The following is an 11,736-nucleotide window of genomic DNA, read 5'->3' on the forward strand; positions in this document are numbered from 1 at the left end:
AATTTTATTTAAAAAAATTTGTTTTTATTTTTGCTTTTTTATTTTTATAATGACTTTTCTGTTGGACCTTCCCATTTAGCCATGCCTGGAAGGACATTTGAAACATTCGCAAATCCATTTTCAGCTAACTTTTGTGCTGCTAAATCACTTCTATTGCCAGTTCGGCATACAACATAAATTTCATCATCTTTATTTAATTCACTTAGTCTTTCTTCTAACTCACCAAAAGGAATAGAAATCGCTCCTGTAATATGATTGAACGCATATTCTGCTTGCTCACGAACATCAACAATTGTGATATTTTCGCTTGCTTCAATTTTTGCTTTTATAGCATCGTTATCGATGGTGCGATCAAATTTCTTTTCTTCTTTTTCTTCACTGTTACCTTTGCGTAAATAATGTTTTAAAATACCGTCTTCTTCGACTGTACCGATATATTCATGTCCTCCATTTTCAGACCAAGCTTTAATATCTGCTACAGAACCTTTGTCTGTAGCTTCTACTAACATTACTTTTCCCGGTTCTAAATCATTCATTGCCTTCTTTGTTTTAACGATTGGCATTGGACATGCTAAACCTTTCGCATCAACAACTACATTCACTTTAATTTCATCCATACTATTACCTCCAAGTTACCCAATATGGTATATTATTAATTAAAAAAATATTACTCAACTGATCCTTCCCAAGCAAGCATTCCGCCTGTCATGTTAATTACGTTAAAGCCTTGGTTCTTCAAAAACATAGTTGCTTGACCACTTCTACCGCCTGAACGACATACCATAATATATTCTTTTGATTTATCTAGTTCATTCATACGAAATTCAATTAAGTGTAATGGAATATTTGTGACACCAGGAATTTTACCTGCTGCAATTTCATCAACTTCACGAACATCAATAAGGTTTAGTTTCTTACCTTTTTTTAATGCTACTTCTACTTCTTTTGCTGTCATTTCTTTCATATAACAACACTCCTTCTAAGTAAGTTTTTTGAGGGAGAATAACTCCCTCATTTAAATTTAATTAGATAAATAAGTTTACGTTACCGTCTTCTGCATCCGCTAAATAAGCAGCTACACCAGCGAATTCAACGCCGTCCATAATCTCTGATTGGTCAAATCCTAGTAAGTCTACAGTCATTTGACATGCTACTAGTTTTACATCTTGCATTTTTGCCATATCTATTAATTCAGATACAGGCATTACATTATGTTTTTTCATTACTTTCTTAATCATTTTTGGTCCCATTCCAGCCATGTTCATGTTAGAGATTGCCATTTTTTCTGCACCTTTAGGCATCATTTTACCAAACATCTTTTCTAAGAATCCTTTTTTCACTGTAATTGGTTCATCTTTACGCAGTGCATTTAGTCCCCAGAATGTATGGAAAATTGTTACCTCATGATCGTATGCTGCAGCACCATTTGCAATAATGTAAGCTGCCATTACTTTGTCGTAATCACCACTAAATAAAACTATCGTTGTTTTTTTCTTTTCAGCCATTGTAATTCCCCCTGTTGTTTTTTATACCTTCATAGGTATTATTTTCCTCAAAAAATTTTATCCTTTGATAATCCAGAACTTTAATACGCCATCTTCTTCAGTATCTTTTACAAGTTCATGTCCACCAGATTTAGCCCAAGCTGATAAGTCATTTTTAGCACCTTTGTCAGTTGCATGGATTTCTAGAATCTCACCTGTGTTTAATTCCTCGATTGCTTTTTTCGTTTTAACGATCGGCATTGGACATGCTAAACCTTTTGCGTCTAATACTTTATTTGCATTCATATATATAACCTCCGATTTTTTTAATCATACCCACTAGGGTATAATACATTTGAAATTTTTTTGTGTCAAGTCAATTTATTATTGTCTTAACATCCTTATTCGATACCTGTGTAGGTATCTTAACATCTGTGATTTAGTTTGTCAAACTACTTTTTAATATAATTTTTATCTTGCTTTTACTAATAATTGAACTGCTTCTTCTACTAATCCAGAAGTTTCTTTTCCATTTGCAACTTGATCTCTAACACATTGTTCTAGGTTAGTACTTACGACAATACCAATTGTACGGTCAATTGCTGTACGAATTGCTGACAATTGCGTAACGACATCTTTACAATCTTTTTCGTCGGCCATCATTTTCAAGATACCTCTTAATTGCCCTTCTGCTCTTTTCACTCGATTTTGAATTTGAGCATTGTACTCCATAAAACCCCCTCCATTCATTTTATTTTAATTTTATCTATATAAGCTTTCTATTATTTAAAGTCAAAGTTTCGTGATGCTGTGCTGCTTACAATTCATAGTATATACCCCATTAGGTATATTGGTCAAATGGAATTTACAGGAAATTGCTGTTTATATATTTGTACTATATCAAAGTGTCTTCTATCTATATAAGGAATATAAAAAAGGCAGAGTATAATACCCTGCCTTCGAACGTTTTCAACTATTAACCTTTAAATACACCTTTTAAAACAAACAACACATTTGCAGGTCGTTCAGCTAAACGACGCATGAAATAACCGTACCAGTCTTTTCCGTAAGGTACATAAACACGCATTTTATAACCATCACGTAATAGCTCTTCCTGTTTCTCAACACGAATACCGTACAGCATTTGGAATTCAAATTGGTCATTTGGAATGTTGTTATCTTTTACAAACTGCTTTGTCCAATCAATTATTTGATCATCATGTGTTGCGACTGCTGTGTAGTTACCATTTAACATATGAATGCTAATAATCTTCTTAAAGTTTTCATCTACGTCTGCCTTTTCAGGAAATGCTACTTCAGCTGGCTCTTTATAAGCACCTTTTACTAATCGTAAGTTAGGTTTAAATTCATTTAAATCTCTTACATCTTGTTCCGCACGGTAAAGATAAGCTTGAATTACTGTACCAACATTATCGTAATCTTTACGTAGTTCACGTAAGATGTCGAGCGTTTTTTGACAACGAGGCTCATCTTCCATATCAATAGTAACGAACATGTCGTATTTTTTTGCAACATCTAAAATGCGTCTCATATTTTTAAGTACAAGCTCATCACTAATGTCTAATCCCATTGACGTCATTTTTAAAGAAAGCTGTGAGTTTAATTTGTGCTTGGCAATACCTTCGATCGCATGAATACACTCATCAGCCATTGCGTTTGCTTCATCTATATGGTTAACGAATTCTCCTAAGTGATCAACTGTCACCGCGAAGCCTTTTTCGTTTAACTTTTTAATTGAATCTACAGCCTCTTCAATCATATTACCTGCTACGAAACGTCCAGCCCCGAAGCGAAGTCCGTACCTTTTTGCTAATGCCGTAAAAAATTTGTTTTTAGATAAAAACAGAAAGAAATTTCTCATTAATTGTTCCATTATTTTTCCCCCTAAAAAAAAGATAGATATATAAGCGTTTTCAGTACATGCAAACTATCTGTATTTTAACACCTTTCGACTAATTATGATAATAAAAAAATTATTCAAAAAATAATACTTTTGTTGCTCCTTATTATAGAAAAAAAGTAATAGCTTCTAGTTTATCTATTTTTAAATATTTCTTCTAATATTTCCATTATATATTCATGCATAATTAATGTAGGAAAAGGTCAACTTAAATCTGATAAGGATTGTAAAGGAGGCTTACCTATGCAGCAACAACAGCAAAATATGAACGAGCAAAATCAACAAGGAATAATGCCACAACCACCGGCAATTATGACAGGAAAAGACCATTTATACTGTCAAGATATGCTTTCATGGAACCTTTTGGCTATGAAAAAAGCGCATTTTTTTGCAGAGCAATGTCAAGATCCAGAAGTAAAGCAAGCAATTGAACAAGCTGGACAAATGCATCAACGTCACTATCAAATGATACTTGGACACATCCAAAAGCATATAGCAACTAATAATACAGGTATGAGCCAGTAAGGGGGGAACGTAGTGAATAATCAAAACCAACAACAAAATGCGCAAAAAATACAAAATCCAGAGTCACAAGTACCTAAGACTCCGCAAATGAATGACCGTGATTATATTAATGATGTTTTAGCAACTGAAAAGTATATGACTTCAAGCTATAGTATCGCGTTAAATGAAGCTAGTCATGATCAGCTTTATCAAGACCTATCAACTATTTGTAATGAAACGCAACAATGTCAACGTGACTTATATAATATGATGTTTAAGAAGGGATGGTACGGAGTAGAAGCGGAGCAAACACAAAAGTTACAGCAAACGCAACAGCAGTTCTCCGGCTATTCAAGCCAGTTCCCTTACAATAATAACAGCAACATGCCAATGCAATAAGAATTAGATGATGTAAATGAAAAAAGACTGGGACAAAACAAGCCGCAAGAAACCTTTAAAAAGTTGTTCGGCACTTGTGTCCCAGCCTTTGTTTTTTAAGCAGGTTTAACAAAGCGAATCAATTCATCGATACTCCAAACGATAATGGAAGCTAACATAGAAGCTACTATATAAAAGTTTCCTCCTATTATGTAAGATAAAAGGATTCCGAAAAAGAAGCCAAAAAAGAGGTGAGAGGCAAGTGCTTTTAATAACCTTTCCTTGCCCTGTTTGTTTTCTAATATAAAATCCGAAAGAGCTGTTATAGGCATGCCTAATACAAGTAATATTGGGCTACTAAATGCAAGAATGAATAAAAACAAACCTAAACCGAAAACATTGTATCCACCATCTAACACTACTATTAAGAACGTTAATAATAATGCAGTTACGAAAGAACTAATAATAAAAACAAATAGTTTCCTTAGAAACATATACCCCAACCCCTAGTCTCCTCATTGATAATCTACTAAACTGCTTTATTATTGAAAATAATTTCCCACTTCTATATTACCACTAAATTACAATTACTATATTAATAATTTATTTTGAAAACAGGTGAATTTGTTTTGGTGTTGAATTATAGTAGAAATGGATTGGGTAAGGAGTTGAAAACATGGCAAAAGTTATTAAATCATCTAGCCAACTTATTAATGACTATCAAAGCCTAAGGAAAAGAAATTTCTTTTGGCTAATCGTTCTTATTGGATCTATTATTACTTTTCCGTTTATCCAATTTACTGGTTTAACAATATTTATTGCAATTATTATGCTAATGGTTCGCAATAAACAAACTCAAATTATGAAAGCTGGCGTTAAAGGGGAAAAAGCCGCAACAAAGGTTTTCAAGAAATTATCCGATGACTACACTGTTTTTCATGATCTTACTGTTACCTATAATGGAAAGCAAAGTCAGATTGATCACGTCATCGTAGGACCGACAGGAATATTTATTGTCGAAACGAAAAATATCAATGGAAAAATTACTATGTCAAATGTTGAAAATAAATGGCTTATTATGAAAACTGGTAGAAAAGGTGGAGTTTATTCAAAAACGATGTACAATCCTGTCAAGCAAGTAGGTACACATGTATATCGCCTTTCAAATATGTTACGAGATAATAACGTTCATGCTTGGGTGCAAGGAATTGTTTATTTTTCCAATGAGGATTCCATCGTTTCAATTGAAGGACTTGAAGAAATAGATATTCCTATCTTTAGCGCGAGGAATAAAGGGTCTAATAATCTATTAAAGTATATTAAAATGAATAGAACTGAAATTAGTAAGGCGAAACAAGTAAATGCGATAAACGTATTAAAGAAAGTAATCTCATAAGAGGCTCGGCACAAAGCACCGTGTATTTATATCCCAGCCTCTAATGTAGTTATACTAGCCATTATAATCAAAATACTCGTATAAAAGCCATTTATTTTGTGCCATATCATAATAAAAGCGAAGTTCAATAATATTTTCAATGCCATTTTCATACGTCTCTTTTATTCCTACACCTGCTTCGTAATATTCTTTCTGTTTTGGAAATGGGTACATATTCACTTGAACTGGATGCATGACAAAAATGTAAATTTCATAAAAATATACACTATTTAACGTACCAATTGCTTCATTTCTTATCTCCTCTAACCTCTCTTGTAATTGATTGTGAACGATAAAGGAAGTATTTTCAATGTTTGAAATATCATTTGTTTCGACGGATTTTAACCAACTTCTAACAAATGTGTTTGCTACTTCAGATACATCTTTTTTCACTTTATCATTTTCAAGATTTAGGTATATTTGCACATTTCTACGATCAACTGATACTTCTTCAGATGTAATCGTCCCCCATGGGAACTCTTTTTCAATAGCAATCATTATGCGTCCATCTGAAGGAAGACCGTGTACTTTTTGCGGTGACTCACTTATCGTAATATCTGTCGCTTGCCCATTAACTATTAATGAACTGTCGACACTATTTGTGTAAATAAAAATATAATCTGTACTTATAGTCAAGGGCATAACATTATTTTCTTTAGCTAACAATGGTATTGCATTAACACTAGTACTTTTTAAAAATTCCCCCTGATAATCGGTTTCATGCTTTGAAATTAATTTATAATTACCTGGCATTAACGGAACACTACGAATAACACTTTCTCCATCAACCTTTAACTTTCCCACACCAACAATTTCAATTTCTTTGACATATTCATCTTCAATGTCAAAATCTATGTAGATAGGTTGCACTGCAAATTCATACGCTTCAAAAAAAAGCCACTTTTTTTGTGTGCTAATTGAAAGCAATGGGTGATTCGTTCCTTGCGAAACTGCTTCTAGTAAACTGTCTTTATCTTTCGGTAAGGTGTCTAAGTGGGTAAGAAACCTTTCGACATTTTCTTTTGTCATTTCTAATTTAGAATCTTCCGATGTAAGGAGCTGTTGCAACACAGTGACATCTCCAGTTTCAATTGCATTCTGTAAGGATGTAAGTGACTTTTCTTTTTGTACCATTAAGCTCGATACTGAAAAGAAGAGAGAAAGCAATCCCGCAATTATTACTATAGGTATAATTTTCGTCTGTAAATTTTTAGCTGATTTAATTATCACAACTTCACCTTTTCTTTAATTATATAAATCGTATTCTCTGACTTCATCATACACGTACCATTTCCCATCTTGCATATCGTAGTGTAAATAGTATTGAAATACGGGATGATATCTATCTATGTTATACCTTTCAGATGTGAATCCAGAAGTATGATAATATTCTTTCTGCTTAAGTAACAAATCCTTTTTTTCTTCTACTTCTTCTTTGGATAATGTAATTAGTTCCCTTTCTGACACTGACAAATTCCACACATTTATTTCTTCTAATCTTGTAACTCCATAACTATAAAATTCTTTTATCCTTCCCCCTAAATGCTCTCTCATTTTCGGAGTTACGTGCTTCAAACGGGTTGGATCATTGTTATTAAATGCTACTTGCCAGCTTTCTCCGAATTCAACCATCACCGAGTGAATTTCCTGAACCATTTCTTCATTTAAAGGATTTAAACGTACGCGTTCAATATTACTAAGTATCTTTACTTCAGCTGAAGTATATTCTCCCCAAGGAAATTTCTTTTTCACTGAGATGGCATACGTTCCATCAGTAGGAATTCCATAAATTTTCTTCACTCTATCATTTGTATCGACGATAATATTAGTCGGTTTGCCATTAATTAATAATGTTCCTCCGTATGCATCATAAGCTTGGAACTCAATGTATCTAGTTTTCACTTCTTGCTTCACTATATGATGTTGATTGGCAGTTGTTCTAAATACTGGAATTGACAACTTACTTTTATACACTGGTCCATATTCCGTCACATGTGTCACATATAATTGATGAGCTCCTGGCATTAATGGGCTACTTCTAACTTTATCTGCCCCATTAGGTATTAAGTTTTCTATCCCGACAATTTCTATTTCTTGAATGTGCGGGTCAATTGCCATTTCAATATAAAATGGTTTAATGGCAAAAACGTACTCTTCAAAGAAATACCATTTTTTCTTCGTGGTAATAGCGAGTAAATGGTGTTCTTTTCCCTCTCTTATCGCTTCGAGTAATGTCTTTTCCTCAATTTTATATCTCTCTAAGTAGCCTAAAAACATCTCGATATTCATTCTAGACATCTCAAGTTCTGAATCCGTTGAAGTAAGTAGCTTCTGAAGCACCTCTACATCATTATTAAGAAATGCTTCTTCAATTGTTGCTAGCGACTTTTCTTTCGCAACAAAGAGTGAAGATACAAAAAAGAAAATGGATAGTAAAAAGATAACAACGATTGAATACAAAAGCGCGTTCTTTCGTTTGAAATTACTCCTTGCAGTTATCAAAATTAATCTCCTCCAAAGTAGACTACTGTGCTTGCGAAGCTAGGTTAAATACCCTAAATACATACCATTGTTTTTGTGTTAAGTCATAATACATCGTGCACGCATATAATCCCATTCCATTTTCGTCTATAATATGGCCAGCGAATGTACTATAGTATTGTTCTTGCTTTGGTAAGCCGTATTCATTGTTTATTTCATGATTAGTAAATTCGTGAATATTTATATCATTGCTTTGGTCAAATAATCTAATAACTATCTTCCCTTTACCTGCATAATCATTAATAATTTCCTGAAATGTAGTTCTCATATATGGGGTAACATGTTTTAATATCGATACATCTTTCTTTTGAAAAGCTTCATTAAAACTTTCACTAAATTCTTCTGTTGCTAATTTGATATCACTTTTCACTTGTTCATTAACTGGAGAAAAGTAAAAACCTATTCTTCTTCTGTTGACTTTTTGCTCTTCTGAGATAACTTCTCCCCATGGGTATGATTTTTTAAAAGCAATTTTTGTTGTTCCATCAGTCGGAATACCATATATTTTTTTGTTTGGTTCATCTAATATAATGTCTGTTTCTTTTCCATTTAGTAAAACAGTTGCCCCTAGTCCATTATATATATCTAGCGTTACAGATTGAGTTTGAACTTTCGCATTTACAATTCTCTGATCATTCGCCAGTACCGGGGTAACGACAATCTCTTTTTTTGTTTTATAGTTTGATATATATTCTGTCTTGTAAGTAACGTTAATTTCATATGTTTTTGGAAATAATGGACCACTTTTAACCTTGCCGTCTGTTTTAATATATAGCGTTTCCACTCCTGTAATTTCAATCTCTTCTATATACTCATCTACTTCGAATTCAATATAATAAGGGTTTATTACAAAGGCATATTCTTCAAAGAAGAGCATTTTTTTCTTAGTTTTTATCGAAAGTAATTCGTGATTTTCTTTTTTAGTAATTGCGTCTAGTAAACTTTCCTTGTCTTTCTTAAAATTATCTAAGTATGATAGTAGAATCTCTACATTTTCCTTCGTGATTTCCATATTAGGATGTTCTGATGATAACAAGCTTTGTAACTGATCTACATTACTTGTTATTAATGCTTCTTCTAACATGGTCAATGATTTTTCTTTAGCATTCATCATCGTAGTAATGAAAAAGAAAACAAGTAATAGGAAGAGGGTAACAAAGATTTTAACGATTGTTTTATTTGAAATGCTTTTTTTTATATAGTTAATCTCTATCATTCCTTTTTGTTTTTATTATGAGAGAATTTTTGAAGGTGGTAGTAATTTTGATTATTGACCAAGCAGACTCTAATCAAAGAAGTAGCTATATAATGGTAAGCTTTCATAATTAACGACATACCAAGTTTCTTCTTCTTCATTAAACACGAGGTAATAACGCTCATATCTATCTATTTTTTTGCCAGCATATTTATACTTTTCATTTGTTCTCACTATAGCTGCAATTCCTTGTTCGGCAAATTGATAATCTTGTATTACTCTTACATCTTCAACTGAAAAACGATCAAGCTCTACATCGGTAGGGATGTCATGCTGCTCCATTAAGCTTTCTTCTGCAAGAATACTTTCTTGGTACATATGTTTTAACATGGTAGCGTCTTTTTTCTGCCATGCTTTCAAGACACTTTCTGCGTATTCTGTAATGATTGAAGTTATTTGACTAGTAATCTGGGTATTGGCTGCTTCGAGATTAATATATTCTTTACGATTAATGATTGGAATTTCAGGAGATACTACTTCTCCCCACGGAAACTTTTTTCCTACTGCAACAGTAACAGAACCGTCAAATGGAACAGGTCCATATAGTTTTCCTGAATAATTACTAAATTTTATTTCTTCTCCAGTATCTTTTCCGTTAATGTAGATGGTTACATCATCAAAATTACTATCAAGTGTAATAAAGCTTGTCGATTCAAGGTTAATATAAAAATGCTTTGATCGATGTGTTGGATCTAAGTTAATCGTTTGTTGTTCGGTAAAACTAATATCATCGTTCGTAAGAATATGAAGCTTAACTACTATTATTGCTGGAATCATCGTTATTTTTTTATTTGGTGCTAAAAGTTGACCATTCCATTCTATCGCTTCTATGTAATCTTCCACTCTAAAAGTCACTTCAATAGGTTTAATTTTTACGACATATTCCTTTTTAAAAGTTGATTTTTCTTCTTTTATTATTGTAAATGCGGGGTGGTCTAACGTTGCTGTATCGCGTTTTTCATTTACTTCTTTAATAAACAGTTGAAAGTCCGACTCACTACTGTACAAATAATCGATAAACGCAAGTAGTTCAGCATCAGAGTATATTTGACTTGAAGAAGCTAAAACAGATTGCAACAAAGTAACATCTTTCTTTTCGTACGCTTCAATAAGTGTATCAATCGCTTTATCTTTCGAAACAAAACTACTTGTCATTGTCATTATTATAAAGAAACTACTAAGTATGATAGCTACCATTACAAATCTATTATTTCTAAAATGTTTCATTTATTCTTCCTTTCCATGTATCCCTAGAAATTAGACGACATAACGTGATGTTAAGTTTCAATAACATGTTTTTACACTTCGAGTATCTTTTTATCTTAAAAGGTAAAAAAATAAGTCACATAATATGTGACTAAAGAATCTTTGTGTATATTTTACCATATTTTAACTATACTAGTTTGCAATTATTTGGCTTTATTATTTCGATGTTCTTGATTTAGTTTTTGAATTTCAAGAATCGCATTTTTAATATTTTCTTTCCCTTCAGGATATTGCTCATTCCAATGCTTCACTAATGCTGGCATAGACTTTGAAATATACGTATAAAGTACCCAACTTTCAACTTTCCTCTTTAACTCTGGGTTAGCTTCTCCTAAAAGTAACTCCGTATATTTTTCAACTAAACCATCCATTTGCTCTTCTAGTTGATCTGTCATAATTATCCCCCTCCAAATTCAATTCCACCTTATTTACAATAGCACTAATTGAGGTAGGAAACAAAAAGAAAACAAGGCAAAATTCTACCTTGCTTTCCTATTTCGTATTGTTTTCCGCTAATTTCAAATAATGCTCTGCAGCTTTTTGCCACTGGATGATTTGTCTCAATTGATTGCGAGATTTTCTTGGTATATTTCTTTCCATAATCTCTATGCCATCAACAACACCTTTATCTTGTCTTTGCGCGTTATTAATACAAGAGGTTAACGTTTTGACAACCGTATCTGATTTATCACCATTTAATATCCGAATGACTGATCCGACCGCTGTAACACGATGATAAGACGCAGGAACTAAATGCTGATGCATCTTCCCATTTCCTTTTAAATCCTTCGTTTCGTCAATATGAAAAAATTCACTACTTAAAGCACAAACCATCTGCTCCGCATAAAGACTGTAGTATAAGTTCATATAGACTTGTTGCCACTTTGGTGCTCGGTAGTCATAACTTTGAGGTGCATAGCTATTATATCCGTAATACAAATTCTTAACCTCC

General features: G+C 32.8%; 16 protein-coding genes. 3 read left to right on the plus strand and 13 right to left on the minus strand.

Going from position 1 to position 11,736, the window contains the following annotated elements:
• Nucleotides 1–44 precede the first annotated feature (44 nt).
• The 6 genes from CIB95_RS14275 to CIB95_RS14300 all read right to left on the minus strand — a co-directional run bounded on the left by CIB95_RS14275 (nt 45) and on the right by CIB95_RS14300 (nt 3,378).
• Entirely contained in the window at nt 45–617 is a 573-nt protein-coding gene (locus tag CIB95_RS14275; protein ID WP_094926252.1) for a sulfurtransferase TusA family protein, read from the minus strand.
• 50 nt (nt 618–667) lie between these two features.
• Nucleotides 668–964, minus strand: coding sequence for a rhodanese-like domain-containing protein (locus CIB95_RS14280; RefSeq protein WP_094926254.1), 297 nt, complete (start codon nt 962–964; stop codon nt 668–670).
• 61 nt (nt 965–1,025) lie between these two features.
• The gene (locus CIB95_RS14285) at nt 1,026–1,505 is read right to left on the minus strand and encodes a DsrE/DsrF/DrsH-like family protein (RefSeq protein WP_094926256.1); all 480 of its coding nucleotides are present in this window, start codon (nt 1,503–1,505) and stop codon (nt 1,026–1,028) included.
• A gap of 57 nt (nt 1,506–1,562) precedes the next feature.
• Nucleotides 1,563–1,790, minus strand: coding sequence for a sulfurtransferase TusA family protein (locus tag CIB95_RS14290; protein WP_094926258.1), 228 nt, complete (start codon nt 1,788–1,790; stop codon nt 1,563–1,565).
• Nucleotides 1,791–1,955: 165 nt separating this feature from the next.
• The gene (locus CIB95_RS14295) at nt 1,956–2,216 is read right to left on the minus strand and encodes a metal-sensitive transcriptional regulator (RefSeq protein ID WP_094926260.1); all 261 of its coding nucleotides are present in this window, start codon (nt 2,214–2,216) and stop codon (nt 1,956–1,958) included.
• 244 nt (nt 2,217–2,460) lie between these two features.
• Nucleotides 2,461–3,378, minus strand: coding sequence for a proline dehydrogenase family protein (locus CIB95_RS14300; RefSeq protein ID WP_094926262.1), 918 nt, complete (start codon nt 3,376–3,378; stop codon nt 2,461–2,463).
• A 270-nt stretch (nt 3,379–3,648) separates the two neighbouring features.
• Here CIB95_RS14300 and CIB95_RS14305 point away from each other — a divergent pair, with 270 nt between their 5' ends.
• Both CIB95_RS14305 and CIB95_RS14310 read left to right on the plus strand, forming a co-directional pair.
• Nucleotides 3,649–3,930: a hypothetical protein gene (locus tag CIB95_RS14305; RefSeq protein ID WP_094926264.1), complete on the plus strand. Its 282-nt coding sequence runs from the start codon at nt 3,649–3,651 to the stop codon at nt 3,928–3,930.
• Nucleotides 3,931–4,017: 87 nt separating this feature from the next.
• A complete protein-coding gene (locus CIB95_RS14310) occupies nt 4,018–4,308 on the plus strand; it encodes a spore coat protein (protein WP_094926327.1) in 291 nt (96 codons plus the stop codon).
• 95 nt (nt 4,309–4,403) lie between these two features.
• Here CIB95_RS14310 and CIB95_RS14315 read toward each other — a convergent pair whose 3' ends face one another.
• The gene (locus tag CIB95_RS14315; protein ID WP_142296520.1) at nt 4,404–4,781 is read right to left on the minus strand and encodes a hypothetical protein; all 378 of its coding nucleotides are present in this window, start codon (nt 4,779–4,781) and stop codon (nt 4,404–4,406) included.
• Between the two features lie 182 nt (nt 4,782–4,963).
• Here CIB95_RS14315 and CIB95_RS14320 point away from each other — a divergent pair, with 182 nt between their 5' ends.
• Nucleotides 4,964–5,683, plus strand: a complete 720-nt coding sequence (locus tag CIB95_RS14320) for a nuclease-related domain-containing protein (protein ID WP_094926268.1) — start codon at nt 4,964–4,966, stop codon at nt 5,681–5,683.
• A gap of 54 nt (nt 5,684–5,737) precedes the next feature.
• On the opposite strand, the gene CIB95_RS14325 is transcribed toward CIB95_RS14320, so the two are convergent.
• The 6 genes from CIB95_RS14325 to CIB95_RS14350 all read right to left on the minus strand — a co-directional run bounded on the left by CIB95_RS14325 (nt 5,738) and on the right by CIB95_RS14350 (nt 11,723).
• Nucleotides 5,738–6,952, minus strand: a complete 1,215-nt coding sequence (locus tag CIB95_RS14325; protein ID WP_094926270.1) for a TcaA 3rd/4th domain-containing protein — start codon at nt 6,950–6,952, stop codon at nt 5,738–5,740.
• A 15-nt stretch (nt 6,953–6,967) separates the two neighbouring features.
• Nucleotides 6,968–8,224: a TcaA 3rd/4th domain-containing protein gene (locus CIB95_RS14330; RefSeq protein WP_094926272.1), complete on the minus strand. Its 1,257-nt coding sequence runs from the start codon at nt 8,222–8,224 to the stop codon at nt 6,968–6,970.
• 22 nt (nt 8,225–8,246) lie between these two features.
• A complete protein-coding gene (locus tag CIB95_RS14335) occupies nt 8,247–9,479 on the minus strand; it encodes a TcaA 3rd/4th domain-containing protein (RefSeq protein ID WP_094926275.1) in 1,233 nt (410 codons plus the stop codon).
• A 69-nt stretch (nt 9,480–9,548) separates the two neighbouring features.
• Nucleotides 9,549–10,745 (minus strand): TcaA 3rd/4th domain-containing protein, encoded by a 1,197-nt coding sequence (locus tag CIB95_RS14340; RefSeq protein ID WP_094926277.1) that lies wholly within the window; start codon nt 10,743–10,745, stop codon nt 9,549–9,551.
• A 182-nt stretch (nt 10,746–10,927) separates the two neighbouring features.
• Complete coding sequence (locus CIB95_RS14345; RefSeq protein WP_094926279.1) at nt 10,928–11,179, minus strand: DUF2573 family protein; 252 nt, start codon at nt 11,177–11,179, stop codon at nt 10,928–10,930.
• A gap of 97 nt (nt 11,180–11,276) precedes the next feature.
• Nucleotides 11,277–11,723 (minus strand): hypothetical protein, encoded by a 447-nt coding sequence (locus CIB95_RS14350; RefSeq protein ID WP_233144153.1) that lies wholly within the window; start codon nt 11,721–11,723, stop codon nt 11,277–11,279.
• Nucleotides 11,724–11,736: the final 13 nt, after the last annotated feature.

Source organism: Lottiidibacillus patelloidae (genome assembly GCF_002262935.1).
Classification (GTDB): domain Bacteria; phylum Bacillota; class Bacilli; order Bacillales; family SA5d-4; genus Lottiidibacillus; species Lottiidibacillus patelloidae.

Bases quoted from the DNA above. Each gene is read 5' to 3' on its own strand.
- CIB95_RS14280 (WP_094926254.1), bottom strand. From the start codon at position 964: ATGAAAGAAATGACAGCAAAAGAAGTAGAAGTAGCATTAAAAAAAGGT.
- CIB95_RS14300 (WP_094926262.1), bottom strand. From the start codon at position 3,378: ATGGAACAATTAATGAGAAATTTCTTTCTGTTTTTATCTAAAAACAAA.
- CIB95_RS14320 (WP_094926268.1), top strand. From the start codon at position 4,964: ATGGCAAAAGTTATTAAATCATCTAGCCAACTTATTAATGACTATCAA.
- CIB95_RS14340 (WP_094926277.1), bottom strand. From the start codon at position 10,745: ATGAAACATTTTAGAAATAATAGATTTGTAATGGTAGCTATCATACTT.
- CIB95_RS14290 (WP_094926258.1), bottom strand. From the start codon at position 1,790: ATGAATGCAAATAAAGTATTAGACGCAAAAGGTTTAGCATGTCCAATG.
- CIB95_RS14335 (WP_094926275.1), bottom strand. From the start codon at position 9,479: ATGATAGAGATTAACTATATAAAAAAAAGCATTTCAAATAAAACAATC.
- CIB95_RS14295 (WP_094926260.1), bottom strand. From the start codon at position 2,216: ATGGAGTACAATGCTCAAATTCAAAATCGAGTGAAAAGAGCAGAAGGG.
- CIB95_RS14345 (WP_094926279.1), bottom strand. From the start codon at position 11,179: ATGACAGATCAACTAGAAGAGCAAATGGATGGTTTAGTTGAAAAATAT.
- CIB95_RS14310 (WP_094926327.1), top strand. From the start codon at position 4,018: ATGAATGACCGTGATTATATTAATGATGTTTTAGCAACTGAAAAGTAT.
- CIB95_RS14315 (WP_142296520.1), bottom strand. From the start codon at position 4,781: ATGTTTCTAAGGAAACTATTTGTTTTTATTATTAGTTCTTTCGTAACT.
- CIB95_RS14275 (WP_094926252.1), bottom strand. From the start codon at position 617: ATGGATGAAATTAAAGTGAATGTAGTTGTTGATGCGAAAGGTTTAGCA.
- CIB95_RS14305 (WP_094926264.1), top strand. From the start codon at position 3,649: ATGCAGCAACAACAGCAAAATATGAACGAGCAAAATCAACAAGGAATA.
- CIB95_RS14285 (WP_094926256.1), bottom strand. From the start codon at position 1,505: ATGGCTGAAAAGAAAAAAACAACGATAGTTTTATTTAGTGGTGATTAC.